Consider the following 26,151-nt stretch of genomic DNA (forward strand, 5'->3'; position numbering starts at 1 on the left):
GATATTTCAAGCGTATGGGATATTAAGATGTTCCATGGAAAAGACGCGACAGGCATACATTTTCGATAATCCTGGTATTAAAAGCTAACTGCTAATAACTAACAGCTACCTCGACCTATTCGCTTTTCAAACATTCCAAAGGATTCACATTCGCCGCTTTTACAGCCTGCATTCCGACGGTCGCCCAGGCTATTGCTAATGCGGCGATGCCCGCTCCAAGGAAGTACCAGACTTCAAGATCAATATGTAATGCAAAACTTTTCAGCCAATAACCCGTGATGAAATAACTGACAGGCAATGCGATAACAATGGCTGCAATGACCAGTTTTGTGAAATCACTGGAAAGCAAATATACAATACTGAAAACGCTGGATCCAAGCACCTTACGAATACCAATTTCTTTCAATCTTCTTTCTGCTGTAAAGGCGGCCAGGCCAAATAATCCCAGACAGGAAATGAGAATTGCCAAACCTGCGAAATATTTTGAAAGTGCAGCTACGCGTTGTTCCGCCGCATATTGTGCTTGATATTCCTGATCCAGGAATTTGTAATCAAGAGAAAATCCAGGGTTGTATTTTTTGTAAAGTTCCCCCATTGACGCTAAAACAAGCTTTTCCTTTCCGGCTGCAATTTTTGCCATGATAATATAAGTGCTGCCCTGAGATAAACGGAAAAACAAAGGTTTTACATTTTCATGAAGAGATTCAAAATGAAAATCTTTGGTTACCCCTACAATCTGCATATCATTCCCCCAAAGTTTAACCGTTTTTCCGACCGGATCTTTCAGTCCCATAAATTTTATGGCCGCTTCATTAAAAATAATTTTAGCACTATCCGAGCTGAAATCCTTAGAAAATAAACGACCTTCTTTCAGTCGAATTCCAAGCGTCTGCATCATTTCATAATTCACACCGACATTCTCAAATTCGGTTTTATTATCTTCCGCCTTCCCTTCCCACCAAATTCCCGAGGTACCGGAATTATGCCCGGTCATATCGTGACCGATGCTGGATGCGTTAACAATCCCGGGTATGTTTTTTAATTCTGACAAAAAAGTTTCCACTTTCCCGTCATCCTGCATTTTCCCTTCTCTAAAAAAATAGACAATGTTGTCCTTATCATATCCCAGGTTTTCGGACTGGACAAATTCCACCTGTTTGTAAACAACAATCACCGAAACAATCAGGATTACAGAAATCGTAAACTGAAAAACCACGAGACCTTTTCTGGCCCAAACTTCGCCAACAGAAACATTTAATTTTCCTTTTAAAACAGAAATCGGATTAAAACCGGACAGATATAAAGCCGGGTAACTCCCTGAAATTAAGCCCGTAAAAATAACCACAGCCAACAGTGTGACAACCAGTTTTGGATCATAATGAAGTGTCAGATCCTTTCCTGTTATTTCATTAAATTGAGGTAAAACCAATATTACCAGTAAAACAGAAAGAAAAAGCGACAAGAAAGTCATCAGCATCGATTCTCCCAGATACTGATAAATCAGCGTTTCTCTGTACGCACCAATTGCCTTTTTAATACCAACTTCTTTAATCCGTCCCGAAGCTTTGGCCGTAGACAAATTCATAAAGTTGATACAGGCTATTATCAATATAAAAACAGCGATGATCGAAAATAACCGGACATATTCTATCCTGCCGCCCGCAGTTAAACCATTTTCGTATTTTCCGTGCAAATATCCGCTAGAATAAGGGCGTACAAATAACGTGCGGTGAGTTACTTCCCCATTACTTTTTGACTTAACCAGATTGAGAATTTTCTTATTAAACTGATTTACATCGGTACCGCTTTTCAGTAATACAAATGTTTCAGGACCTGTATTCCCCCAATTAGCGCTGTTTGAATATTTATCCTTTAACACCTCAAAAGAAATGACAAAATCAAATTGTTCAGAAGAATTAGAAGGCGTTCCTTTAAAAATTCCGGAAACTACATATTGCTTTTCATGCTGGAATTCAATCGGTTTTCCGATGATATTTTCTGTTGTATGAAAAAGATTCAGTGCCAGTTTTTCAGAAATAACTATTGAATTTTTGTCATTTAAAACCTGATTTGCATCTCCCTGTTCCAGACCGTAGGAAAACATTTTGAAGAGATCTTTTCCGGCGTATCTGCCCTTAGTTCTAACATCATTATCGCCAACCGACAGCGTGCCATCATACAATTTTGACGTAATGGCGTATTCAACTTCCGGCAGTTCACTTTTAAGCGTTTCTGCCAAAGGTATAGATGTGGATTGTGCAGTCCAGATTCCCTGAGCCTGCACCCGGTTTTCCATTACCTGAAAAAGCTGGCTGTCTTTTTCGTGAAATTTGTCAATATTTAGTTCGTCATTAACCCAAAGGTATATCAACAACGAACAGGCCAATCCCGCGGAAAGTCCTGTCAAATTGATAAAAAAAGTACTTTTAAATCGCTTGAAGTTGCGATAAATGACAAGGAGATTGTGTCTGAACATTGTTCATATTTTTTTAAGAAGTGACTTTGACCAATACCTCAATCTTAAAAATCAAGGCAATATCATGTCCGGCTAATAGATTTAATATGGTTTAGTATTCCAAAATTTACTTTTGAAATACTAAACCATCATCGGAAGAAAACTTTTGTCCGAATCAAATCCGAACTCTGGGTACTATATGTATTTCTAAACGTGAATCTTTTCAGTGACCACCTTACCATCAAACAAATTGATAATTCTGTGGGCAAAACCTGCATCGTACGGCGAGTGAGTTACCATGATGATCGTCGTTCCGGCACCATTTAACTGACTTAACAAAGCCATCACTTCTTCTCCGTTTTTGGAGTCAAGGTTACCAGTCGGCTCATCCGCAAGTATTGTTTTTGGTGTTGCAACTACCGCACGTGCAATCGCAGTACGCTGCTGCTGTCCCCCGGAAAGCTGCTGCGGAAAGTGATTCCGACGGTGCATCATGTTCATGCGGGTAAGGGAAGCCTCCACTTTTTCCTTACGTTCTGCCGGAGGGGTTTTCAGGTATAACAAAGGAAGTTCGACGTTTTCATAAACCGTAAGTTCGTCGATCAGGTTAAAGCTTTGGAATACAAAACCGATATTTCCTTTACGGATCTGGGCACGCTGACGTTCAGACATTTTACCAACTTCGGTACCATAAAACTCATACGAGCCAGCACTTGGATTATCCAGCAAGCCAAGGATATTCAAAAGCGTAGATTTCCCGCAACCGGATGGTCCCATGATAGCGACAAATTCTCCGTCTTTGATTTCCAGATCAATCCCGTTAAGGGCGGTAGTTTCTACTTCCTCAGTAGAAAAAATTTTCTGTAAGTTGTCAATTTTGATCATATTTCGTTAGCTGTTGGCTGTGAGCTTTTGGCTTTTAGCTTGGTTATGGGTGTTTCTTACGTGTTGGCTTGTTATGTTTTGTTAGCATTCAGCTATTAGCTTTTGGCTTTTAGCCTGGTCCGGGGTACTTCTTACGTATTGCTTTTTTTATTACTATTTCGTTACTAAATGCTGTTTCTACATTCTCAATTGCGCTTATAAAACTTGAATCAATGAAAGACTATAAAGATTTACTTGTTTGGCAAAAGAGTCATTTACTTACATTGGCTATTTATCAGGTTACAAAAACTTTCCTTAGAGAAGAAATTTATTGTCTGACAAGTCAAATCCGCCGTTGTTCTGTTTCCGTTCCCTCTAATATTTCAGAAGGCTGCGGACGCTTATCAGACAAAGAACTTGCTCATTTTTTAGTTATTGCCAGCGGTTCCGCCTCTGAACTTGACTATCAATTAATGCTTTCAAAAGATCTATTTTATATTGACATTTTGGTTTATGAACAACTTCATCAAAATTTAACCGAAATAAGAAAGATGATAAACTCGTTCATCAAAAAATTAAATGGGCGTTAGCTGTTAGCTGTTAGCTGTTAAAAATCACCTTTCTACCAATCGAGTTCCAATTATCTATCCTAAAAGCTAATCGCTAAAAGCCAACAGCTAACCTAAAATTCCAGAACCTCATTATCCCCAAAGTTCTCATACGAACTTGTAATTACTTTTTCACCTGGCTGCAATCCTTCAAGTACTTCAAAGTATTCAGGATTTTTGCGTCCCAGTGTGATTTTACGTTTCGCAGCACGTTTGCCGTCTGAGCCTAAAACATACACCCAGTTTCCGCCAGTTTCGGAGAAGAATCCGCCAACAGGTAATAAGGTTGCTTTTGATGGCTGTCCAAGCTGCAATCTGATCGGCGCTGACTGTCCGCGTTTGATCAGCTCAGGCGCTCCACCTTTTGGGAATTCCATATCCACTTCAAAACGGCCGCTCAAAACCTCAGGATAAATTTTGATAATTTTCAAAGTATATGCCTTGCCGTTAAAATCCATGCTTCCAGTAAGACCGGCGAAAATTCTTGAAATATAGTGTTCATCCACACTGACACGCATTTTGAAACCATTCAAATCATCAATTTGTCCGATGTTCTGGCCTTGGTTAATATTTGAACCCACTTCAACATTCATAGAAGAAAGCATACCCGAAACCGGCGCTTTTACAACCAGATTATCAAGCGTTTGTCTCCACAAATCCACGTTTTTCTTCGTATTGGCCAGTGTTCCTTCCAGTTGAGAAATCTGCATTTTGGAGTTTTCTTCCTGGTATTTTTGTGATTCTATTTCAATATCACGCTGTTTTGTCAAACGGTCGAATTCACGTTTCGTTTTAAGAAAATCAGCATCAGGGATTACTTTATCCTTATATAATTTGATATTTCGATCATGCGCATCTTTCGCCTGGTCAATCTGGAAATCAAGTTCACTCAAACTTTTCTGCAAAGCAAAACGCTCCACACGCAGACGCTGACGGGTATTTTGAAGATCATTAACCAATCGGCTTGCCTCCGTTTCAGATTGTAGGAAACTCAATTTCAGACTCTGGTTTTCCAGTTTCAAAAGTACATCACCTTGTTTCACCATATTACCACCTTCAATCAGTTTCTGGGTTACATAACCACCTTCTATCGCATCCAGCTGAATTGTTTTTAATGGCTGCACAACCCCGGTTACCACGATAAATTCGTCAAAAACACCGGTTTTTACAGTTGAGATTGTAAGTTTATCCTGCTGCACATTCAGCTTGCTTCTCTTGTCTGCGAAGAAAAACTGGTAAACCAAAAAACTAACCAACAGGACACTTCCGGCAATAATCCCGATCCTGCGGCTATTCCAAAATTTCTTTGGTTTCGCTTTATCCATTGTTGATCCTCCCGTGAAATTGGATCCGCCGCTCCCCGAAACTGGTGTTTTAACTTCCATTATATAGTCAGGCTTATAAATATCGTTTAAAAATCTTTTTTCTTCTTATATCCAATCCTTGTGCCAGAAAAAGCAATTGATCATAACTAATTGAAAATCAATAAAATTAAACAATTTACAATTATCGAACATGTTCAATATCGGACACTTTTGTTCGGCTTCGGACAAGCTAAAATGGCCTCATCCGAACAATTATCCGGTCGTTAATTGCATATTAAAAACCAGGATTACAAGAATACTTTTTACAAATCAGCATAGAAGATTGCGTTAAGTATCTTATTAGCTTAAAAATTACATAAAAATTAACCAATATTGCCTAATGATTTGTGATCGATATAAAGTTTGACTGCAAAACGAAAATTCAAATATTAGCCAAAGCCCAGAAATATGCTCCTTTCCGAAGCCAAAATTCTTATTATTGATGATGATGTCGATGTTTTAAGTGCAGCAAAATTATTGCTTAAACGCCATGCAAAACTTGTCGATATTGAAAAAAATCCTCAAAAACTACCTTTCCTTGTAACCAACAGCAGCTACGATCTGATCCTTCTCGACATGAATTTCACACGTGATGTGAACAGTGGCAGAGAAGGATTTCACTGGCTCGACCGGATTCTTGACATTAATCCCAATATTAAAGTGATTATGATCACGGCTTACGGAGATATTGAAATGGCAATTCGCGCCATAAAATCCGGAGCTACTGATTTTGTTTTAAAACCCTGGGAAAATGATAAACTCGTTGCAACCATTGCGGATGTTTTAAATGAGAAAAAAGGTGATAAACTGGCAACAGGAACGGAGGAAAAAGGTGATAATAAAAAAGAAAAAACATCATCGGATGCAATTATAGGACAAAGCGCTGGTATGCAGCATGTTTTGAAAACATCGGAACGAGTAGCAGCTACGGATGCTAACGTCTTGATTTTGGGCGAAAACGGTACCGGGAAAACACAATTGGCAAAACACTTACACCAGCATTCACAGCGTTCTGATAAACCCTTTGTCGTAGTGGATTTGGGTGCATTAAGTGATTCACTTTTCGAAAGCGAACTTTTTGGTCATGTAAAAGGTGCCTTTACAGATGCAAAGGATGACCGCGCCGGTCGGTTTGAAGAAGCAAAAGGAGGAACCATTTTTCTGGATGAAATCGGAAATCTGACATTATCGCTTCAAGCAAAATTGCTGACCGTTTTACAGGAACGCAAGGTCACCCGTGTTGGCTCTAATAAATCAATTCCTCTTGACGTCCGCCTGATTTGCGCGACCAATATGAATATCGAAAGTATGGTCGCTGACAAATCTTTCCGTCAGGATCTTTTCTATCGTATCAATACCATTGAACTGGACCTTCCACCGCTTCGTGAACGTCCGGAAGATATTGCGCCGCTTGCAGAATTTTATCTGAAACAATTCCGTAAGAAATACAATCGTCCTGTTACGGATATCAGCAGCGCATTAATCAAAAAAATGCAGCAATATAACTGGCCGGGAAATATCCGGGAATTACAGCACGCCATTGAAAGAGCGGTCATTCTTTCTCAGGAAAAAACATTGCAGCCCGACGATCTTTTCCTAAAAACATCCGGTGAGCAACCTACAACGGCAACAGGTTTTGATCTGGAAGATATGGAGAAAAATATGATCGTGCAGGCAATGAAGCGTTTCAACGGAAATATTACAGACGCTGCCAGAGAATTGGGATTGAGCCGGGCAGCTTTATATCGAAGAATGGAGAAGTACGGTCTTTGATTTTTTTAGTTGAAAGTGGAAAGTTAGGAGGGGCCGCGCGATTGAAGGTGAATTGAAAGCCGATTGCCGACGGCCGAAATCCCCTCTGGCATATTTTTTAAGCCCAGTTATCGTTATGTAAAACAACTTCTCATTTCAATTTTCAACTAATGATAAAGTATTGCCATCTGATTTTCCTTCTTTTTTTAACTCAAATAAGTATTGCTCAAAATAATTCGATCACATCTGTTCCGCTTAAAGATGTAAAACTGCATCAGGGATTTTGGCATGAAAGACTTGAAACGGGACGTACTGTTATGATCCCTCACGTTTTTCAGGAATGTGAACAAACCGGCCGGATTGACAACTTTGCTGTTGCCGGAGGTTTAAAAAAAGGCGTTTTTCAAGGAACACGATTTGATGATTCCGATGTTTTCAAAGTTGTCGAAGGCGCTGCTTATTCGCTCCAAAACCATTATGATGCCAAACTGGATCATTATCTTGACAGTCTGATAGTACTTTTTGCGGCGGCTCAGGAACCTGACGGATATCTTTATACAATTCGTACAATCAACAAAGACACCACCGGATCTTACGACTGGATTGCGGGCCCGTCCCGATATTCTTTTGAAAATGGCAGCCATGAACTCTACATTGTGGGGCATCTTTATGAAGCCGCGGTTGCCCATTACAACGCTACCGGAAAAAAAACTTTGCTGGATATTGCTACCAAAAATGCGGATCACCTTGTTAAAACAATTGGCCCTAAACCCGGACAAATGATTGTGGTTCCGGGGCATGAAGAAATTGAAATTGCGTTGGTAAAATTGTACCGGACTACCAAAAAAAAAGAATATCTGGATCTTGCCCATTTCTTTGTGGATATGCGGGGGCGCTCAGACAAACGTACGTTATTTCTTGATGAACACAAACTTGGCCCATCTTATTTTCAGGATCAAAAACCGGTTGTAAGGCAAACGGAAGCGGTTGGTCACGCGGTGAGGGCACAATATCTCTATGCAGGAATTGCCGATATGCTAACGATCGATGACGATCCTCAGTATAGCAAGACCATTCACCGTCTTTGGGATGACGCGACTACAAAAAAACAATACATCACGGGCGGCGTTGGCGCAAGAGCGGACGGCGAAGCCTTTGACGCAGCTTATGTCTTGCCAAATGACAATGCTTATGCTGAAACATGTTCGGCGGTAGCAAACCTGATCTGGAATCATAAAATGTTTTTGTACACAGGAGAATCCAAATATATGGACGTCTTTGAAAGAACATTGTACAATGGTTTTTTGGGAGGAATGTCGGTTTCCGGAAATGAATTTTTCTATGTCAACCCGATGGCTTCCAATGGGATCAATGATTTTGGACATGGTTCCGGAGCTACGCGTCATGAGTGGTTTGCCTGCGCTTGTTGCCCAACAAATGTCACGCGTTTTTTACCATCACTTCCGGGATATGTTTATGCAACGAAAGCGAATGAGCTGTTTGTGAATCTTTTTATGGATAGTGAATCCGAATTGAAATTGAACAACAATGCGGTGAAAATTAATCAGAAAACGAATTATCCATGGGACGGGAATATCAAAATTACCATATCACCAGCTAAATCTGCCAGTTTTCCACTTTCCATAAGAATTCCGGGATGGGCTAACGGACAGGCGATTCCAGGAGATTTGTATACTTATCAGGACAAAACAGTAAAACCAGTTGTACTGACAATCAATGGCAAAAACGCACCTGCAACGATTGAAAACGGCTATATCAAATTAAACCGTCAGTGGAAAACGGGTGATGTTGTGACACTGGCCTTGGATATGCCTGTCAGAAAAGTTATTGCTAACGAAAATATTAAAACCGATAAAGGAAAAGTTGCTATTGAGCGAGGCCCGGTTTTGTATTGCGCAGAAGGAAAGGATAACAACGGAAAAGCTCTTTCCATGACCATCGCTCCCAATCAGGCCTTTACATCCGAATATCAAAAAGATTTTCTGGGTGGTCTAACTGTTTTGAAATCAAATGATTCAAAATCAGCAGTGCTGATTCCTTATTACGCTTGGGCAAACCGCGGGGCTAATGAAATGACGATTTGGTTTGATGAGAAGAAATAAATGATAGAATGGTAGCAATGATAGAATATTAAATGAGGCGCAGCAATGATAGAATTTTGAATGAGTGAATGATAGAATGGGTTGCTCATTTGGATGCCACGGCCTTGAATTGGGGCGTGGCTTTCTTTGGTTTTAGGCATATCTCCATTACTTCATATTCTTTTTTAGCTTTTCGAGATCTTTTAATTCCCCTTCCATGACCATGCTCATTTCGCTGTTTTTCATCATGTCGTTGTCGGAAACCAGTTTGCATTTGAAATACATTTTAAATGGAAGACTTTTACCTTTGAAGATTAAGGCACCTGTGGTTTTCAGTGCTTTTCCCATACCTACTTCCACAGGAATTTCGAATATCCGGCTACTTTTTGCGTGCACTTTGGTGACACCTTTGACTGAACCTTTTGCCAATCCTTTCTGATTTCCCAAATCAAAAACATAAGAAGGATCCCGGAATTCTACCGAAAATGCGTTTGGATTAATAAGCTTCAATTTGATGGATATTTCGGAATTACTCAGCCTGAACTTTTCAACATCAAAATCCTCCATTTCTACTTTTGGCAACCGGATCAGCGGAAGCCTTTTGTCCTGTTCAATATGTAATGTATCTTTTCCAAGAAATGGTTTTGCCAGGTGAAAGGCAGCTTCCAGGTGATAGTCGGCACTATCTTCATGAGCTGCTGCACCTTTTTTGCTTACGGAAACAAGTTTCTTCACATTGATTTTCGTAGGCAGCGTAACCATTGTCGTATCGCGGGACTTTAATTTCAATGGATCAGCATAGTTACTTTTTATAATTTCCACTCCATTCACTTTTACGTCATACCTAAAATCCTGAATATCCATTCCTACTGGTAAAGGATTGTCAACCAGTAATTTAAAATCCATCTCCATAGTACTATCTGTAACGTTGGTTATTTTACTGATACTCATTTCTACCCTGGGTTTAAGGTCTGAAACCGGATTAGCATTTTTAGATTTATATAGAAAAAAGGCGACTCCAACTGCGATAAGTAAGAATAAAATTACAAATAAAAGAGTCGATGTTTTTGTACGATCAGACATGAGTGCTGTGTTAAATATTTATCAAAGAGGTACATACTTAAAAATCATTCTTCAATTTGAACAGTACTTTTTATAGTTTTCATATAATGCTTTGAGGAGTTTTAGCGACTATTAAAGTTTATAATTTAAATAGTTGTGGATATATGTCTTCATGAATCAATTTAAAATCCGGGTATAGGCAGTTGTCGGGATTGGTATGAAAATTTAAGAAGAGGAAGCAAAATGAGCATGTTAAATTATCATCAACCACTTAAAAATTAAACCATTACAATTATGAAAACTGCAAAAAGTAAAGTAAAAAATGCAATCAGCGAAAAAGATCATGAAAAGTTGACTGAACTTTTTATTGACGGTTTAAAAGATATCTATTGGGCTGAAAAACATTTAGCCAAAGCGCTTGTAAAAATGGAAAAAGCAGCGACTTCGGAAGAACTGAAGGCTGCCTTTGAAAAACATACGACCGAAACCGAAGAACATGCGAGTCGTTTGGAAGAAATATTCGGGGTTATCGGAGAGAAAGCACAAGCAAAAAAATGTGAGGCCATGACTGGCTTGCTAAAAGAAGCAGATGAAATTATTGAAAGTACAGATAAAGGCACGATGGTCCGGGATTGTGGACTGATTATGGCGGCTCAGAAAGTGGAGCATTACGAAATTGCTTCTTACGGAACGTTAAGAAACATTGCAAGAACTTTGGGTCATGAAGACGTAGCAAATATGCTTCAGACTACTTTGGATGAGGAGGGAACGACAGATCACAAGTTAACCGAACTGGCGGAGACGTATGTAAACGAGGAAGCCAACCAGGAATAGTATTTCCTTTCCTTCATAATAATAGGATCGCTGGATTTGAGAGTAAAATCTCATTCCAGCGATTTTTTTATTAAAAATCAAATCTTAAAAGCAGAAATGGTTATTGACAATTCAATAAAAAATCGTTCGTCAAATGTCTGTTTAAATTAACAGACATTTGACGAACGATCGTATTTTCAATATCAAAACCCGGAAGTTAATTACGCAAGGTTAAGTTTTCCATGATCTCCCGGATCACTTTGGTGACCGGTAACTGCCGCTTTTACCATTGAAAAGAAAACAACCATTTTTGAAGAAGGACTATCCCAATATGCGGCCTCATCCGTTGTTACTTTCAACACAACCAGATTTGGATCATCTTTTCCTTCCGGAAACCAGGCTTTTGATAATGGGCTCCATAATTCTTCTTTTTTCTGTTCGTCTTCTACAATTGTTGCGTAACCAGTAACGCTCAGATAAGTATTATCTCCCGGATGAGAATAAATCAAAGTGACATTTTCTCCACTCCCTGTTTCCTGTCCGATTTCGGTATGCTTGCTTGTAAAAAACCAGGCATTTCCTCCTTCGTCAACTTCCAAAGTTGTCATAGGACGTGACTCAATTTTTCCGTTTTCATAGGTTGTGTACATGCAAAAACGAATATCTTCAACCAGTGATTTCAATTTATTTATTGCTTCCGAATTTTGAAGGTTCTTTTCCATAATTATTTATTCTTAAGTCTGTGATGAAATTAATAACAGATTCAATTAAAATAACCGTTCCAATGACAACCTTAAATCGGCTAGGAAATCACTTGCCAAGAACCCTCTCAAATTGAAAACTCCCTTAAACCTTCCAATTTTCGAGCTGATAAGCACTATCCCAAAATACATATTCTAGTTTGGATGCGGTGAGATAAGCTTCCGTCATTTTTTCCCTTGTTTTTTCCGATGCCTGATCAGCCAGATTGTTACAAATCGACAACGCTTTTTCAACTGAGGCGGCAAATTCTTCCCCTGCGTAAGCGTCAATCCAGTTTTGGTAAGGATTAGGCGAAGTCTGATTTGCATAGATATAATCACCGATTTTCTTATATATCCAGAAGCATGGAAGCAAGGCTGCTACTGAAACTTCATAGGATTCGTAAGCGGCTGTTGATAATAAATAATTCGTATAGGCAAAACATCCGGGAGCTTTTCCACCATCAAAATCAATCGCATATTCTTTGAAATAACTTTCGTGTAAGATCCTCTCAACAATAATCGCATTTTGGGCAAATTGAAGAAAATCGAGTAATTCCTGACTTGTTCCGGCCTTTGTTCCCGCAGTTGCAAGCGCCTTTGCGAACTCGACCAAATACAATGAATCCTGATAAATATAAAATTTGAACTTTTCAACCGGCAAGGTTCCGACCTTCATTTCCTGGTTAAATGGGTGTTCCTGAATTTTATTGTAAACCGGTAATGCTTCGTTCCAAAGATGATCTGTAAATTTCATAAGATATTAATTATCGTAATGTCTGATTTGCATTTTCTGTGGAGAAAATGAATGATTTAACGGGCCAGAACCTTGTCCGGTACTAATGTCTTTTCCGGCTTCAATGGCTCCGGCAATATATATTTTGGCTAATCTGATGGCCTCCGTTAAGGAATTTCCGAGTGCAACAAACGTCGCAATAGCAGAAGAAAGTGTACAGCCTGTGCCATGAACATTCTTACTTTCGATATAATCGCTTTCAAAAATCTCTGGTTTTTCACCCTTTTGAACAAAAACATCAAATAATTTTGGAGCGATTAAATGTCCGCCTTTGAGCAAAACCGCCCGGCAGCCTTTTTCAATCATCTCCTCAGCGGCGACAATCATTTCATCCGGATTTACTATTTCTCTTCCAACAAGAATACTGGCTTCATCCAGATTTGGAGTTATTAAAGCCGCCCGTGGAAATAATTCTTTCCACAAAACAGCAATCGTTTCATCCTGAATCAGTTTCGCACCACTTGTAGAAACCATAACAGGATCAAAAATTACAAATCCGGGTTGAAAACGATCCAGGATTTTTGCAATTATTTCAGCGGTTTCAACCGTATTGATCATGCCAATTTTGACAGAATCAATAACTATATCTTCAAAAACGGCTTCCAGCTGAGATTTCAAGAACGCACCAGGCACGGGATGTATAGCCCGAACACCAGTCGTATTTTGCGCAGTTAAAGCTGTAATCGCAGAGGCGCCATAGGCTCCCAGCGCAGCAATTGTTTTAAGATCCGCCTGAATTCCTGCTCCTCCCCCGCTATCGGATCCGGCAATGGTGAGGACTGTGGGATAGCGTTTCATATTTTATCAATTTTGTTGATCAGGAATTTTAAATTTCGGGCAGCTTCAAAAGGTGAAATGGCGCTGCAAATGGCTGAAATAACAGCAATTCCTTCCGCTCCATTGGAAATTGCTTCCTGTGCATTTGTGTCATTTAATCCTCCAATAACAACTAGCGGATGTTTGCTTTTCGATTTTATCCACTTTAACCCATCCATTCCCCAGGGCAGCAAAGTATCTGTTTTTGAAGGAGTTGAAAACAAAGGACTCACGGCAAGATAGGTTAAATCGTAATTCTCCGCTTCTATTATATCTTCTTCTGTCTCAGCGGAAAGGCCGATCATTTTTTCTTGCGGCCATAAGTCTTTCAATAATTCATAAGGCATATCGCTTTGTCCAATATGAACACCATCGGCATCGCTGGCCAGCGCGACGTCAATACGGTCATTGATTATCAGTGGGACGTTATAAGGAAGAAGTATATCTCTCATCTTTTTGGCCCGGTCAATAAATGCACGGGTTCCCAGGGATTTCTCCCGAAGCTGCACCATCGTCACGCCACCTTTTACAGCTTCTTCCACAACCCAAAATAGATCTCTGCCGTGACAGGCATTTTCATCAGTTACCAGGTATAGTTGCATTTTGTTTTTACAATTAAAAGTTTAGGAAAGTTTAATAGGTTTAACTATGTCACCCCTTCGAGGTTTTGGCTGAGATGTAATGATGTTTTGCTATAATAATGTCAGCCCTTCGGGATTGTGGCTTGTTGGAATTTTCATCAATTAAATGAGGTCCTGGTTTCCGTAAATTTCTAAGAGACGTTGTTATTATTGAGCATTTGATTTCGACACATTATCAAATCCCAACGTTCAACCAATCCAAAATCCCGAAGGGATGACATTTTTATAGAAAGGATATTACCAACTACGTTCCATAACCCCAACCGGGTGACATAATTCGCGCCCAACCAATTTTCTAATATTAATTTGATAACCAAATTTTGTATTGATTTCTACCAACTACAACAACCTGACAACTGCCAATTCCTCCAATTCTTCCGGCGACAATTCTGATAATAAATCTAAAAATGCGACCTGAAACGATCCTGGCGATCTGGCTTTTTCAAATGCCTTTTCACCACAAACACCCATCATCGCAGCTGCCGAAACAGCCGCTTTAAAACCATCCGGCTGAATTGCGAAAAACGCACCGGCAATAGCCGACGCCGAACAACCCATGCCCGTAACTTTGGTCATAAGCGAAACGCCATTATCCACATAAGCCACTTTTTCACCGCTGACGATGACGTCCGTAGCGCCGCTTACACTAACTACACAGCCATATTTTTCACTTAATAATTTCGCCGCTTGCAAACTATCCAGGGAACTTGCTGTACTATCCACACCTTTTGTCTGAATATTGCTTCCGGCTAATGCCAGAATTTCAGAGGCGTTTCCACGAATTAAGGCTGGGGAAGCAGTATTTAACAATTCGGTGAGTGTAACATTTCGATAGGCCGTAGCACCGGCACCAACCGGATCCAGAATAATAGGTTTGCCGAATTTCACCGCAGCCAGCATAGCTCTTTTCATACCTTCCACCCAGGCCGGAGAAAGTGTTCCAATATTAATGACCAAAGCTCCGGCAAGGGCCACCATATCTTCGACCTCCTCAATGGCGTGCGCCATAACCGGTGAGGCGCCAATGGCTAACAGTGCATTGGCGGTATAATTCATCACCACAAAATTGGTAATATTATGAACCAGAGGCGATTTTGCTCGTAGCTCCGTCAGATTTTCAGCAAGATTAAATTTCATTTTTACCGGGTTTTGAAAGAAAACAAAACGAATTGGCGCCTGGAAAGCAGTACCCGGAATTGTGATAACAAAAGTGAAAACCTTCGTTTAAACGCTTTTTCCTACGACAGTACAAACTGTTTCAGGTTCAAAGGGTATTTCTCAGTCCAATTTTGGACACCCCTAAAGCCATTCTTATCTACGAATGTAGTAGTTTTGGTCATTATTAAAAACAGAAAGTATTTTTAACAACGGTTTTTCTTAACCTTGCTATCTCACATCTAAATTCTATTTTTTTTTACAAATGATTAAAGCGGCAATATTTGACATGGACGGATTGCTTATCGATTCAGAACCGATCTGGACGGAGGCAGCCACGGAAGTGATGCAAAAAGTAAACTTCAAACTAACACACGACCTGAAACTTCAGACAACCGGGTTGTCTATAAAATTATTTCTTGAATTCTGCTATCGTATCCAACCGTGGAACACGCCGGATCGTAAAGAACTCGAACAAGAAATTTTAACGATTGCACACAAAAATATTATCGCTAACGCCAAACCGATGCCTGGCGCTATTGAGCTTGTCAAAAATCTTCATGCAGAAAAAATAAAACTGGCCGTTGCTTCCGCCTCCCATATGGAACTGATTGAAGCGGTACTACGAAGACTGGAAATCATCGATTATTTTGATACCTGGCATTCAGGAGAACTGGAAGAACATACCAAACCGCATCCGGCTGTGTATATTTCTACGGCGGCAAAACTGGGAATTCCCGTGCATGAGTGTATTGCTTTTGAAGATTCTTTTACCGGTCTCCGTTCGGCACACGCGGCTAAAATGATAACCATTTGTGTTCCAAATCCGGAGGTGTACGATGATCCGAAATTTGATCTTGCCCATTATAAATTGCGCTCACTGGAAGAATTTGATATTTTGGCTGTTGGAGTTTAAGAATAAATGCGATATTAGTCCGGGAGAAAATTTTTCTTCTTAGAGAATCCCTTAGCCATAGAAAAATCAGAATAGCATGACCGGTCTTCGCCATTTCAGTATTATGATTGCCGTCCGGATAACGGTCATCATTCTTACCGTTATCCTTTTGTTCCGGCTGGTCGAATTTCACACCAATGAAGGCCTGATCTATATTCTTGGCTCTATTGTAGTTTTTGTTCAGGCCTCTTTACTCTATAATTATGTAACGAAGGTGAACCGGAAACTGATTTATTTCCTGGAATCGGTTCGTTATTCTGATTTTACGATCAATTTCCGGGCGGATAATACCATGGGTACCACGTTCCGGGAGCTGAACCAGCAATTCAATGAAGTTTTGCAGGCATTTCGTCAGGCGAGAGCGGAGAAAGAGGCAAGTTTGCAATATCTGAATACGATTGTGCAGCATATCGGAACGGGACTGATTACCTTCGACGGCACAGGACAGGTGAATATTATCAACAGTGCAGCTTTACGGATGCTGGGAATTTATCGCCTTCATCAACTCAGCGAACTGGAAGACAAACATCCGAGATTATACGAATTATTGGCTAATCTCAATTCCGGTGTCCGGGAATTATATCGTACCCCAGCGGATCAGCCTTTGGCCTTACAGGGAGCCGCCATTCAAATGCACGGAAAGTGGGTTCGGATTGTGGTTTTACAAAATATCCAGACGGAACTTCAACAGCAGGAAGTAGAATCATGGCAAAACCTGACTCGGGTTTTACGTCATGAAATCATGAATTCGATGACACCGATTGTTTCCTTAGTGGGGACGATGCGGCTGATCGTTAATGAAGATATTGAGCCAAGTACTTCCAATCAGGAAGCTGTAAGCGATTTGAAAGAAGCCTTGCAAACATTGGAAAAACGAAGCAAAGGCATGATGCAGTTTGTAAATGCCTACCGCGATTTCACCACGCTCCCAAAGCCTAATTTTGCTACATTGGCGGTTAAAGAATTACTCCATGATGTGATGCAGTTATTACAAACGGATCTGACAGCGGCAGGTGTTTTATGGCAAATCAATATAAAACCGGAAACACTTTCCCTCAAAGCGGATAGTGCGCAAATTCAACAGGTTTTGATCAATCTGATCAAGAATGCTTCTGAATCCTTCACCTCACAAGCTAGTCGAATGATTTCGATTAATGCTTATGTTACGGATGGCGTGACGGTAATAGAAGTTGAAGACAATGGGGACGGTATTGAACCAGAGGCACTTGACAATATTTTCATTCCTTTTTATACTACTAAAAAAACGGGTTCTGGTATAGGTCTAAGTCTTTCCCGCCAGATTTTGCAGCAACACGGCGGACAATTAAATGTGAGGTCTGAGGTTGGGAAAGGGACTGTTTTTTCTTTGGTAATCTAGTTTTTGTCGGTTACACAGAGGCGCACATAGAGGTTTTTATTTGGGCACTCGTCCAACGATTTTTTCTACCGTCGGACGGGTAATAAAAAGTTGTTAACGGGAAAAAAAATAGATCTCAAAAGAAAACCTCTGTGTCTCTCTTTTTAGCTCTGTGGCCCTCTGCGTAACCTAACTAAACCAACCCCCGCAAGCCAGAAAAGCCTTTTCCCAATACAGCCACATCATCTGCATTCAGCCAATCTTTCAACAAAGACGAATACAAATCTCTAAAATCAAGGGAGTAACGTAAATCTCCTCCATCCAGATCGACCAGATTCGGCGCTTCATTATAAACTATGGAACTGCGTGGCGGGCCGCCGATCAGGAAAACGTTATTTGCAGTTCCATGATCCGTTCCGTTACTACCGTTTTGTTTCACTCTCCGGCCAAATTCACTAAAAGTCATAATCATCGTCCGGTCCAGTTGACCTTGTTTTTTCAAATCGTCGACAAAAACACCGACTGCATCTGCATATTGTTTCAATAATTTATCCTGTTGGTTTCTTTGTCCCACATGCGTATCAAAACCGGAAAGTGATACATAATAAACCTGCGTATCCACGCCTGAAACGATCAGTTCGGTTATGGTCTTTAAACTTTTTCCAATTTGAGTATCCGGATAATCACTGTAAGTTCCTTTAACCTGACCTTTTTGATATAGATAATCAGCACTGGATTCGGTATCCGCCAGCGTTTTGTATAAATAACTTACCTGATCATGATCATCTTCTGAATGATGGATTGTTTTGGCGAGATTTCCAGCCATCCCATTTTTTGTCTGGCGATATAATTTTTGCGGATCCAGCATCGCCAGTCCATTTGCCTTATTTCCTTTCATGGCCAGACTTAGCGTATCATCAATTTCCAGCATATGATGCGGTTTTATTTCGCATCCTGCACACGAAGAATCCAGATAACGACCAAGCCAGCCCGTATTCAGATACTGATCCGCATTACTAGCTGTTTGCCAAATATCCATCGACCGAAAATGAGAACGATCCGGATTGGGATAACCTACATTATTCAAAATCCTGACACGACCATCGTCATAAAGCCTTCGGAGAGATTCCAGGGCCGGATTTAAACCAATTTCATCATTCAAGGTTAATATCTTTTCCTTTTCAATGGCCAAAACTGGCCGTTCACGATAATAAATATCATTCCGATAAGGAATCACGGTATTGAGTCCGTCATTACCACCTGACAACTGGATCACAACCAGAATCTTTCCATTCGGATTGGCAGAAATTCCGGTTTCATGTGCTTTCAAAAAATGCGGGATCATCATTGTCCCGGCAGTAGCAAAAACCGAAGTTCTTATAAAATCACGTCTTTTCATTTTGGATTTTATTTAATGAAATTAACTGATTTGATATTCTGGCAAACCCATAAGGGCCAAAGTCAGTTTTCTTATGTATTGTGTACGGTCCGCAATCACGGTTTCTTTACCAGCTATTAAAGCCATAACTGTCGCATCAGGTTTTGTGGCTAGTAATTCCTGACTCAAAAAATCAGGTAATTTCTGGTTTTCAACCTTTTCAAAACGTTTTGCCCATCGATCCCAATCGACATCGATTTTAGAGTTCTCACCTTTCTTTTTTACAGTTTGGTCATTCACATCGCCACTTTCTTTGGCCTGAATTTTTTGTGTCGTAACTCCCGCCATTAAATTCGGAAGCTGCATTCTGAATAGTAAACTGGAACTGTCGATCCAGTTTCGTCCTCCGGGCCAGCCCGCAACATTTGGAGGATAAAAGAGAATTTGACCCAAAACCTTTTGAATGTATAATACAGGTTCTTTATTGACAAAATCTGCATTTAAAGTACGTTGAATGCCAATAACCAATTCAACAGGAGATTTTATCAACCTGTTTTTGGGAGCATCTTCATAAAACCATTTAGCGGTAAAAATAGTATGCATCAATCGGCTGATGTCATAACTGGATTTGTAAAAATCCTCAGCCAGTTCGGATATCCGTTTTTCATCAGGAATTTCGCTGACGAAATTCCGGTATATTTTGGCCGTTATAAATCTTGCTGTCTGTTTTTGTTCCAAAAGGATTTTAATAATATCCTCTCCCTGGAAATTTCCGCTTTTACCAAGAAAATTCTTTTCATCCTTATCATGTGCTTTTTCTCTGAACTCAAATTCTCCTTTGGTATTAAATCCCCAGCCGGTAAATGCCCTGGCTCCTTCTTTTATATCTTTTTCAGTATAATTTCCACGTCCAAGCGTGAACAATTCCATGACCTCCCGCGCGAAATTTTCATTCGGTTTGTTCTTCCGGTTTTGCTGATTATTCAGAAATTGAAGCATAGCGGGTTCCTTGGAAATAGCCATTAACATATCACCAAAATTGCCCAGCGCATTTTTTCTTATTGTGTTAAGGTAACTTTGCACAAAAGCAGCATCCTGTACGCGACAGGCAAAATGCCCATGCCAAAACAGCGACATGCGCTCACGAAGTGCTGTGTCACCCTTTGCCATTTTGGACATCCAGGCAAGATTCAGTTCCCGGATTTCTTCCCGGTTTTTCTTCATCTTTTCTTTTTTCAGGGTATCTGCGTCCGGCATCATGGCTCCTTCGCTCATAAGCGGCGGCTTCGAATCTTTGCTTACTGTTTCAATGGGCGTGAAATTTTCACTATCATGAAAAAGTTGGCTTATCGCTTTTTTGATAGAAATATCTCTATCAGGCAAACCTCCAAAACCGGCTCTTCGGTACAAATGCAGTACGTCTTTACTTATATTCAAATCTTTCATAAGAACGTATTTTATTCTTGGACTAACGCATTGGACAAAGGTTTAAGCCAATCGGATTTTTCGTTTAAATAATTATTAATCAAATCAATAAGAAATAACCCTTCATCGTTAATAAACTATTATTATATTTTATCAATAAATATTTCTATCACAAATCGATATCATTACAACCATTCCTGAGATTTATTAGTCCTGTTAAAAACGAAAAGAGATGAAAAAACTATACTATATTCTTTGGGCAGGAGTTCTGCTTGGCGCTTGTCAGAAATCTTCAGTTGATAAAAAAGAAGAAGGCGTGATTCATTATAAGGAAACGGTGTCAATCAATGATGTGCCGCCTGCATCACTTACTTTTTTTGACGTAACAGATAGTCGCTGCCCGGAAGGAGCCAATTGTCTTATTGCAGGTTTCGTCCAAGTGGATGTGTCATTGGACGGTGTCACAACGGATGGAAGAATTACGAATCATTTGAAAATGTGTATTGGATGTGGTGATATTATCCCGGACTCCCTGGATTACAGTTTTGCAGGTCAGGAATATCGTTTTATTTTAAAATCCATTTTACCGCTGACAAGGCCGGTAGGTGAAGTCAAGAAATCAGATTATGCGATTTCTCTTGATATAAAAAAGAAGTAACACCCATTTCGTATAAAAGATATGACACAAAACTCAATATACTTTCTGGTTTTACTTATTGGATTTTCATCCTGTAAAACAGAAAAAGTAGGGTTACAGGAAGGCATTGTACTTTTAAACTACAAGAAACCTTTAACCATCGATCCGACCACAAAATCGGTAGCAACTTTTACAGAAGTAGCCGATTCACGTTGTCCGGAAAATGTTAATTGTATATGGAGCGGTTCTGTTACGGTTGACCTTTTACTGGATATCCAAAGCCAGAAAACACAAAAAGAGCTCAAACTTTGTTTGTATTGTATGGCTGCAAAAGATGGCACTAAAATTCTCCCAAGTTCAGATGTAGATCTGGGTGGTGAAAAATACCGGATAGAATTAAAATCGGTGACGCCATCTCCAAATACTGAAATTCAAAAAAAGAAGGAAGACTACGTAATTTCTATCAAAATTGACAAAATATAAAACAAAAAAATGGAATACCGGATTGAGCGATCAACTCCGGTATTCCATTCTATCATTCACTCACTTTATAATTCTGTCATTCAATATTCCCCGCCAACTTGCTCTTTTTGTAGCCGTAACTGAAATAAATTACCAGCCCGATCGCTAGCCAGATTACGAAAATCAGCCAGTTGGATGCGCCAAGTTCCGTCATCAGGTAAAGATTGGTAAGAATTCCGGCTACCGGAAGTACCGAGAAATTTAGTTTGAAGCTCAGTACGGAAAGCATAATCCAGGTAGCCCAGAAAACTACCGTCAGGAATTTATGCTCAAAAATTTCGCTCACTGTTAATGATTTCCATTCTGCGATGATGTTCTGACCGTAAAATGCAAGTCCAAGTATTGCGGCAAGCAATCCAAAACCAACCAGAAATTTTCCGTTGAAATACGGAACTCTGAATTTCGACTGCTTTGAAATTCCTGAATGATCCAGATAAAGAACGCCGCTGCAAACCAGAATAAAAGCGAAAAAAGTACCGACGCTGGTTAGATCCACGAAGAAATCCATCTTGAAAAATAATGCAGGAATACCAACGACTAATCCGGTTATGATTGTTGCGAAAGAAGGCGTGTGAAATTTCGGGTGGATTTTCGAGAATTTTTTCCATAACAAACCATCGCGGCTCATCGTCATCCAGATTCTTGGCTGTCCAAGCTGATATACCAAAAGTGCGCTGGTAATCGCAATCACCGAACTGACAGAAATAAGACCTGCCATAAAATCCAGCCCGATTCTTTGGAATACAAAAGCAAGAGGATCGTTTACATTCAGCTCCTTATAATTCACCATCCCTGTCAGAACGAGCGTAATAAGTACATATAAAACCGTGCAGATCACCAAACAATAAATCATGGCTTTGGGCATATCACGCTGCGGATCCCGACATTCTTCGGCCGTGGTAGAAATGGAATCAAAACCGATAAATGCAAAAAATACAGCCGCCACTCCGCTCAAAACACCTTTTACCCCATTAGGCGCAAACGGCGTCCAGTTTTCCGGTTTTACGTAAAATGCCCCCGCAAAAATCACCAGTAATACTACCCCGACTTTCAGTACCACCATAATATTACTGGCCGTCCTGGATTCTTTTATCCCGATATAAACCAGACTGGTTACCAAAGCAGTGATAAGTCCGGCAGGCAGATCCAGAATAAGATGAAAACCTCCTAATATCGGTGCTGTTTGGTATGCCATTGCGCTCAGTTTTTCGGCAGCCGATAAGGAATCTATTCCCGTACTTTGCAGTTTTTGAAATGCGTCCGCAGCCGAACCGGGATCTATGGTGAGGTAACCAGGAATCACAATTCCGAAACCTTCGAGCATACTAACAAAATATTTCGACCAGGAAATAGCCACCACCATGTTGGATACGGCATATTCCAAAATCAACGCCCAGCCGATAATCCAGGCAAAAAGTTCACCAAAAGCTACATAGGCATACGTATACGCGCTCCCGGAAACGGGGACAGTACTGGCAAATTGTGCATAAGATAAGGCTGTAAAAACACAGGCAATTGCTGTAAAAACAAATAAAAGTGAAACAGCCGGCCCTCCATTGAAACTAGCCAGACCAATCGTACTGAAAATTCCGGCACCGACTATGGCGGCAATTCCTAACGATACCAAATCCCAGACGCCAAGTATTTTGGTTAACCCACCATTTTCATTCGCATGAGCATCTTTTAAAATCTGTTCAACTGTTTTTTTACGAAATAGTGAAGTATTTTTTTCCATCCGGGTTTGTTAGGTTAACCATTTATTTAATACACAAAAGCGAAAATAAGGATATTCCTATATCATCATGTTATAAGGTCAAAATTTGTTGAATTAATCATCCTTATTCCACGGATAATTCTTTGTTTTCAATTTAGACAATACCGATAAAATCTCCTGACTATTCAGTAAATGATAATTTAACTTTATATTTACGGTTACTTCATCCTATGCCCAGTTTAAGTATCTGCTATGAAATGTGCACTGAGTTCAACACTAATTTTTTCTATTTTTTTACAAAGTGCGTGGGCACAAAATCTCTTGTCTTATACCACAGCGCAGGCACACTCTCACAACGACAACCGACAGCTTAAACCTTTTAATGAAGCAAGCGAGCAGCAATTTGGTTCTGTCGAAACGGACGTACTGTTGAAAAACGGGGTTCTTTACTCCGTCAACAATATTGAGGATACTACGCCGGAAAGAACGTTTGAAAAGCTTTATCTCAGTCCAATAATAGCTCAATTGGAAAAGAACAACGGACAGATTTATTCGCAAAAAGATATTTCTTTTCAATTTCTGATCGACATAAAATCCAAGGCGGTTGAGACGCTGGATATTTTGGTAAAAGAATTGGAAAAACATCCTGAAATAATTTCTTCCGGCAGCAATATTAAAATCGTGGTAAGCGGCAATATTCCCGTACCCGAATTATTCTTTCAATATCCGGCTTACATTTCTTTCGATGGAAATCCTGATATTACGTATACACCGCAACAACTGGAAAGGATCGCGCTTATAAGCCAATCTTTTTCCAGATATACAAGCTGGAACGGGGAAGGCCCTTTACCAAGAAATGATAAAAAACTGATATCAAAAGTTGTTCAGAAAACGCATGGACTGAATAAAAAAATCCGGTTCTGGGATACGCCTGACAATATCAATACCTGGAAAACCATGATGAGCCTTCAGGTTGATTTTATTGATACAGGAAAAGTGATACAAATGGGTGATTATTTGCGAACTGCACCCCGTTGATAAAAATAAAATCCTAAAAAAGTAGACCGAATCGAGAAACTTTAAGTAATACCGAAACTAAACTTAACCTCACTCCTTGCATGTCCACAGAACAGACTGTTGCGCTTAAAAAAGTATTGAAACCCATTCATCTTTGGGCCATTGCAGTTGGACTTGTTATCTCCGGGGAATATTTTGGATGGAATTACGGCTGGGGAGTTTCCGGAACCATCGGTTTTTTAATAGCAACGCTTCTGGTTACGATCATGTATGTAACCTTCATTTTTAGCTTTACAGAACTTACCACATCGATACCGCAAGCAGGCGGACCTTTTTCTTACGCACATCGCGCCTTTGGCTGGTGGGGAGGTTTGATAGCCGGATATGCCACATTAATCGAGTTTTTGATTACGCCTCCCGCAATCGCCTTTGCGCTAGGAAGTTACACACATTTCCTTTACCCCAATATAACAGTTCTGGAAACCGCTTTTGCCTGTTATGTCATCTTCATAACCATTAATATGTTCGGGATTAAGGAATCAGCACTTTTTTCGCTCGTCGTCACTTTATTGGCTGTTGGTGAATTGCTTTTGTATGTTGGCATAGTCGCCCCACATTTTTCTTACGAAACATTTGTTACCGATCCTATGCCATTTGGCTGGCAGGGGGTGTTTGCAGCGCTTCCTTTTGCAATCTGGTTTTATCTGGCCATTGAAGGTGTGGCGATGGTTGCAGAAGAAGTTGAAGATCCGAAAAGAACGATTTCACTCGGTTATATTTATGGCATACTGACACTGGTAATTTTGGCATTAGCTGTCATGATTTTTACCGGCGGTGTGGCGAATTGGAAATTATTAAGTACGATCGATTACCCGCTCCCGGCGGCCCTGGGAATTGTGCTGGGAAGAGATAGCAGCTGGACACAATTATTTGCAAGTTTAGGTCTATTCGGGTTGATCGCGTCCTTTCACGGAACAATCATTGGTTATTCAAGGCAAATTTTTGCGCTGGCGAGAAGTGGTTACCTGCCTTCTTTTCTAGGCCAGGTAAATACTAAATTTCAAACACCTCACTGGGCACTTCTTACAGGAGGGATAATCGGATGTGTCGCGCTGAGTCTGGGAACGACAGATCAGGTTATTATCATTGCTGCGCTTGGAGCGGTTGTCATGTATATCATCAGTATGGCTGCGCTATTTGCTTTACGAAAAAAAGAGCCTAATCTGGAACGTCCATTTGTAGTCCCAGCATACCCGTATTTCCCTGCCGTTGCGTTAATTTTATCCGTAATCTGCCTGATTGCTATCGTTTATTACAATATTGTATTAAGTCTGTGGTTCTTCGGCGGATTGGTCATTGTAACAGGAATATTTATTGCTTCCGGAAAACATAAAACTTTGAATTGAATTATATGTAACTTGGACAAAATAGTCCGACTCCGTAGCTCAGCTGGTAGAGCAACAGACTCTTAATCTGTGGGTCCTGAGTTCGAACCTCAGCGGGGTCACTTAAACATCAATCACTTATCATTTACTTGATAAGTGATTTTTAATTTGTCGCACACATTTTGCACACAAATACAATTATCGAGGCTCATTTTAATTAAAATAGAATCACCAATATATCTCTTATTTTAAATATTAAAATATGCCATTTTCTATTTCAAGTCATCAATTTTTAAAACAAGCGGGATCATTTCACGGTAAATCCTATTCTCCTTATCTGCTTTGTCCACACCTTCCTTTAGTAAATCAACTTGTTCCACAGATAATGAAATTGCAATATCTTCTGACCGGTCCCAAATAGTTGATCCGTCCGATAAATCACGAATTCCGTATTGTGTGATTTCGTCCAATGTGAATTGAATTGCTTCAAACAATTTTGTAGCCAGAAGCATTTTTATGCGGCCTCCAATTGAGGGAATAAGAAGTTGAATGTAGATTCGGTCTTGAACCGAAAGCGTGAGTTTTTTCATTAA

The 26,151-nt window shown here is 40.1% G+C and carries 23 protein-coding genes, 1 tRNA gene and 1 riboswitch; of the genes, 11 read left to right on the forward strand and 13 right to left on the reverse strand.

Translation table 11 applies throughout. The annotated features are described in order from the left end of the window. Positions 1 to 115 precede the first annotated feature (115 nt). Both FZF08_RS06850 and FZF08_RS06855 read right to left on the reverse strand, forming a co-directional pair. Positions 116 to 2,476 carry an ABC transporter permease gene (locus FZF08_RS06850; protein ID WP_159467902.1) on the reverse strand — a complete coding sequence of 787 codons (2,361 nt, stop codon included), beginning with the start codon at positions 2,474 to 2,476 and terminating at the stop codon, positions 116 to 118. A 186-nt stretch (positions 2,477 to 2,662) separates the two neighbouring features. After that, positions 2,663 to 3,340 carry an ABC transporter ATP-binding protein gene (locus FZF08_RS06855; RefSeq protein ID WP_159467903.1) on the reverse strand — a complete coding sequence of 226 codons (678 nt, stop codon included), beginning with the start codon at positions 3,338 to 3,340 and terminating at the stop codon, positions 2,663 to 2,665. Positions 3,341 to 3,552: 212 nt separating this feature from the next. Between FZF08_RS06855 and FZF08_RS06860 the strand changes: the two genes are divergently transcribed. Further along, complete coding sequence (locus FZF08_RS06860; RefSeq protein WP_159467904.1) at positions 3,553 to 3,909, forward strand: four helix bundle protein; 357 nt, start codon at positions 3,553 to 3,555, stop codon at positions 3,907 to 3,909. A 92-nt stretch (positions 3,910 to 4,001) separates the two neighbouring features. Here FZF08_RS06860 and FZF08_RS06865 read toward each other — a convergent pair whose 3' ends face one another. Further along, positions 4,002 to 5,252 (reverse strand): efflux RND transporter periplasmic adaptor subunit, encoded by a 1,251-nt coding sequence (locus FZF08_RS06865; protein WP_159468382.1) that lies wholly within the window; start codon positions 5,250 to 5,252, stop codon positions 4,002 to 4,004. A 447-nt stretch (positions 5,253 to 5,699) separates the two neighbouring features. Here FZF08_RS06865 and FZF08_RS06870 point away from each other — a divergent pair, with 447 nt between their 5' ends. After that, positions 5,700 to 7,064: a sigma-54 dependent transcriptional regulator gene (locus FZF08_RS06870; protein ID WP_159467905.1), complete on the forward strand. Its 1,365-nt coding sequence runs from the start codon at positions 5,700 to 5,702 to the stop codon at positions 7,062 to 7,064. Positions 7,065 to 7,213: 149 nt separating this feature from the next. After that, positions 7,214 to 9,166: a glycoside hydrolase family 127 protein gene (locus FZF08_RS06875; RefSeq protein ID WP_159467906.1), complete on the forward strand. Its 1,953-nt coding sequence runs from the start codon at positions 7,214 to 7,216 to the stop codon at positions 9,164 to 9,166. A 147-nt stretch (positions 9,167 to 9,313) separates the two neighbouring features. On the opposite strand, the gene FZF08_RS06880 is transcribed toward FZF08_RS06875, so the two are convergent. Continuing rightward, positions 9,314 to 10,228: an LEA type 2 family protein gene (locus FZF08_RS06880; protein WP_159467907.1), complete on the reverse strand. Its 915-nt coding sequence runs from the start codon at positions 10,226 to 10,228 to the stop codon at positions 9,314 to 9,316. Between the two features lie 273 nt (positions 10,229 to 10,501). On the opposite strand from FZF08_RS06880, the gene FZF08_RS06885 reads away from it, so the two are divergent. Then, positions 10,502 to 11,041 (forward strand): ferritin-like domain-containing protein, encoded by a 540-nt coding sequence (locus tag FZF08_RS06885; protein WP_159467908.1) that lies wholly within the window; start codon positions 10,502 to 10,504, stop codon positions 11,039 to 11,041. Between the two features lie 200 nt (positions 11,042 to 11,241). On the opposite strand, the gene FZF08_RS06890 is transcribed toward FZF08_RS06885, so the two are convergent. The 5 genes from FZF08_RS06890 to thiM form a co-directional block, all read right to left on the reverse strand. Further along, the gene (locus FZF08_RS06890) at positions 11,242 to 11,742 is read right to left on the reverse strand and encodes a pyridoxamine 5'-phosphate oxidase family protein (RefSeq protein ID WP_159467909.1); all 501 of its coding nucleotides are present in this window, start codon (positions 11,740 to 11,742) and stop codon (positions 11,242 to 11,244) included. A 124-nt stretch (positions 11,743 to 11,866) separates the two neighbouring features. Then, a complete protein-coding gene (tenA, locus tag FZF08_RS06895; RefSeq protein ID WP_159467910.1) occupies positions 11,867 to 12,517 on the reverse strand; it encodes a thiaminase II in 651 nt (216 codons plus the stop codon). 6 nt (positions 12,518 to 12,523) lie between these two features. Then, positions 12,524 to 13,354 (reverse strand): bifunctional hydroxymethylpyrimidine kinase/phosphomethylpyrimidine kinase, encoded by an 831-nt coding sequence (thiD, locus tag FZF08_RS06900; protein ID WP_159467911.1) that lies wholly within the window; start codon positions 13,352 to 13,354, stop codon positions 12,524 to 12,526. After that, complete coding sequence (gene thiE / locus FZF08_RS06905; RefSeq protein ID WP_159467912.1) at positions 13,351 to 13,974, reverse strand: thiamine phosphate synthase; 624 nt, start codon at positions 13,972 to 13,974, stop codon at positions 13,351 to 13,353. Before thiE ends, thiD begins: the two co-directional genes overlap by 4 nt. Positions 13,975 to 14,352: 378 nt before the next feature. Further along, entirely contained in the window at positions 14,353 to 15,150 is a 798-nt protein-coding gene (thiM, locus tag FZF08_RS06910) for a hydroxyethylthiazole kinase (protein ID WP_159467913.1), read from the reverse strand. 81 nt (positions 15,151 to 15,231) lie between these two features. Then, positions 15,232 to 15,324: riboswitch (TPP riboswitch) on the reverse strand. A gap of 109 nt (positions 15,325 to 15,433) precedes the next feature. Here thiM and hxpB point away from each other — a divergent pair. Together hxpB and FZF08_RS06920 are read left to right on the forward strand one after the other, a co-directional pair. Further along, positions 15,434 to 16,084: a hexitol phosphatase HxpB gene (gene hxpB, locus FZF08_RS06915; protein ID WP_159467914.1), complete on the forward strand. Its 651-nt coding sequence runs from the start codon at positions 15,434 to 15,436 to the stop codon at positions 16,082 to 16,084. A 76-nt stretch (positions 16,085 to 16,160) separates the two neighbouring features. Then, complete coding sequence (locus tag FZF08_RS06920; RefSeq protein ID WP_200837045.1) at positions 16,161 to 17,501, forward strand: PAS domain-containing sensor histidine kinase; 1,341 nt, start codon at positions 16,161 to 16,163, stop codon at positions 17,499 to 17,501. A gap of 172 nt (positions 17,502 to 17,673) precedes the next feature. On the opposite strand, the gene FZF08_RS06925 is transcribed toward FZF08_RS06920, so the two are convergent. Both FZF08_RS06925 and FZF08_RS06930 read right to left on the reverse strand, forming a co-directional pair. Beyond that, a complete protein-coding gene (locus tag FZF08_RS06925; protein WP_159467915.1) occupies positions 17,674 to 18,879 on the reverse strand; it encodes a DUF1501 domain-containing protein in 1,206 nt (401 codons plus the stop codon). Positions 18,880 to 18,900: 21 nt separating this feature from the next. Further along, complete coding sequence (locus FZF08_RS06930) at positions 18,901 to 20,304, reverse strand: DUF1800 family protein (RefSeq protein ID WP_159467916.1); 1,404 nt, start codon at positions 20,302 to 20,304, stop codon at positions 18,901 to 18,903. Positions 20,305 to 20,515: 211 nt separating this feature from the next. Here FZF08_RS06930 and FZF08_RS06935 point away from each other — a divergent pair, with 211 nt between their 5' ends. Both FZF08_RS06935 and FZF08_RS06940 read left to right on the forward strand, forming a co-directional pair. Next, positions 20,516 to 20,941, forward strand: a complete 426-nt coding sequence (locus tag FZF08_RS06935; protein ID WP_159467917.1) for a hypothetical protein — start codon at positions 20,516 to 20,518, stop codon at positions 20,939 to 20,941. Between the two features lie 21 nt (positions 20,942 to 20,962). Then, positions 20,963 to 21,403, forward strand: coding sequence for a hypothetical protein (locus FZF08_RS06940; RefSeq protein ID WP_159467918.1), 441 nt, complete (start codon positions 20,963 to 20,965; stop codon positions 21,401 to 21,403). Positions 21,404 to 21,479: 76 nt separating this feature from the next. On the opposite strand, the gene FZF08_RS06945 is transcribed toward FZF08_RS06940, so the two are convergent. Continuing rightward, on the reverse strand, positions 21,480 to 23,177 hold the full coding sequence (locus FZF08_RS06945; RefSeq protein ID WP_159467919.1) for an amino acid permease: 1,698 nt from the start codon (positions 23,175 to 23,177) through the stop codon (positions 21,480 to 21,482). A 300-nt stretch (positions 23,178 to 23,477) separates the two neighbouring features. Here FZF08_RS06945 and FZF08_RS06950 point away from each other — a divergent pair, with 300 nt between their 5' ends. The 3 genes from FZF08_RS06950 to FZF08_RS06960 all read left to right on the forward strand — a co-directional run bounded on the left by FZF08_RS06950 (position 23,478) and on the right by FZF08_RS06960 (position 25,680). Beyond that, positions 23,478 to 24,194, forward strand: coding sequence for an alkaline phosphatase (locus FZF08_RS06950; RefSeq protein WP_229216447.1), 717 nt, complete (start codon positions 23,478 to 23,480; stop codon positions 24,192 to 24,194). 80 nt (positions 24,195 to 24,274) lie between these two features. Beyond that, on the forward strand, positions 24,275 to 25,579 hold the full coding sequence (gene eat, locus FZF08_RS06955) for an ethanolamine permease (protein ID WP_159467921.1): 1,305 nt from the start codon (positions 24,275 to 24,277) through the stop codon (positions 25,577 to 25,579). Between the two features lie 28 nt (positions 25,580 to 25,607). Next, a tRNA-Lys gene (locus FZF08_RS06960) sits at positions 25,608 to 25,680 on the forward strand. A gap of 150 nt (positions 25,681 to 25,830) precedes the next feature. Here the strand turns inward: FZF08_RS06960 and FZF08_RS06965 are convergent. Then, a complete protein-coding gene (locus FZF08_RS06965; protein WP_159467922.1) occupies positions 25,831 to 26,148 on the reverse strand; it encodes a hypothetical protein in 318 nt (105 codons plus the stop codon). Positions 26,149 to 26,151 lie beyond the last annotated feature (3 nt).

The sequence above is a fragment of the Dyadobacter sp. 3J3 genome, assembly GCF_009801115.1.
GTDB lineage: Bacteria > Bacteroidota > Bacteroidia > Cytophagales > Spirosomataceae > Dyadobacter.

What these genes read in the sequence shown, in the direction of transcription:
- FZF08_RS06855 (WP_159467903.1), bottom strand. Translation starts at nt 3,340, where the DNA reads ATGATCAAAATTGACAACTTACAGAAAATTTTTTCTACTGAGGAAGTA.
- hxpB (WP_159467914.1), top strand. Translation starts at nt 15,434, where the DNA reads ATGATTAAAGCGGCAATATTTGACATGGACGGATTGCTTATCGATTCA.
- FZF08_RS06945 (WP_159467919.1), bottom strand. Translation starts at nt 23,177, where the DNA reads ATGGAAAAAAATACTTCACTATTTCGTAAAAAAACAGTTGAACAGATT.
- FZF08_RS06865 (WP_159468382.1), bottom strand. Translation starts at nt 5,252, where the DNA reads ATGGATAAAGCGAAACCAAAGAAATTTTGGAATAGCCGCAGGATCGGG.
- FZF08_RS06870 (WP_159467905.1), top strand. Translation starts at nt 5,700, where the DNA reads ATGCTCCTTTCCGAAGCCAAAATTCTTATTATTGATGATGATGTCGAT.
- FZF08_RS06940 (WP_159467918.1), top strand. Translation starts at nt 20,963, where the DNA reads ATGACACAAAACTCAATATACTTTCTGGTTTTACTTATTGGATTTTCA.
- FZF08_RS06920 (WP_200837045.1), top strand. Translation starts at nt 16,161, where the DNA reads ATGACCGGTCTTCGCCATTTCAGTATTATGATTGCCGTCCGGATAACG.
- FZF08_RS06890 (WP_159467909.1), bottom strand. Translation starts at nt 11,742, where the DNA reads ATGGAAAAGAACCTTCAAAATTCGGAAGCAATAAATAAATTGAAATCA.
- FZF08_RS06860 (WP_159467904.1), top strand. Translation starts at nt 3,553, where the DNA reads ATGAAAGACTATAAAGATTTACTTGTTTGGCAAAAGAGTCATTTACTT.
- tenA (WP_159467910.1), bottom strand. Translation starts at nt 12,517, where the DNA reads ATGAAATTTACAGATCATCTTTGGAACGAAGCATTACCGGTTTACAAT.
- FZF08_RS06850 (WP_159467902.1), bottom strand. Translation starts at nt 2,476, where the DNA reads ATGTTCAGACACAATCTCCTTGTCATTTATCGCAACTTCAAGCGATTT.
- FZF08_RS06885 (WP_159467908.1), top strand. Translation starts at nt 10,502, where the DNA reads ATGAAAACTGCAAAAAGTAAAGTAAAAAATGCAATCAGCGAAAAAGAT.
- FZF08_RS06930 (WP_159467916.1), bottom strand. Translation starts at nt 20,304, where the DNA reads ATGAAAGATTTGAATATAAGTAAAGACGTACTGCATTTGTACCGAAGA.
- thiD (WP_159467911.1), bottom strand. Translation starts at nt 13,354, where the DNA reads ATGAAACGCTATCCCACAGTCCTCACCATTGCCGGATCCGATAGCGGG.
- thiM (WP_159467913.1), bottom strand. Translation starts at nt 15,150, where the DNA reads ATGAAATTTAATCTTGCTGAAAATCTGACGGAGCTACGAGCAAAATCG.
- thiE (WP_159467912.1), bottom strand. Translation starts at nt 13,974, where the DNA reads ATGCAACTATACCTGGTAACTGATGAAAATGCCTGTCACGGCAGAGAT.
- FZF08_RS06965 (WP_159467922.1), bottom strand. Translation starts at nt 26,148, where the DNA reads ATGAAAAAACTCACGCTTTCGGTTCAAGACCGAATCTACATTCAACTT.
- FZF08_RS06880 (WP_159467907.1), bottom strand. Translation starts at nt 10,228, where the DNA reads ATGTCTGATCGTACAAAAACATCGACTCTTTTATTTGTAATTTTATTC.
- FZF08_RS06925 (WP_159467915.1), bottom strand. Translation starts at nt 18,879, where the DNA reads ATGAAAAGACGTGATTTTATAAGAACTTCGGTTTTTGCTACTGCCGGG.
- FZF08_RS06935 (WP_159467917.1), top strand. Translation starts at nt 20,516, where the DNA reads ATGAAAAAACTATACTATATTCTTTGGGCAGGAGTTCTGCTTGGCGCT.
- FZF08_RS06875 (WP_159467906.1), top strand. Translation starts at nt 7,214, where the DNA reads ATGATAAAGTATTGCCATCTGATTTTCCTTCTTTTTTTAACTCAAATA.
- eat (WP_159467921.1), top strand. Translation starts at nt 24,275, where the DNA reads ATGTCCACAGAACAGACTGTTGCGCTTAAAAAAGTATTGAAACCCATT.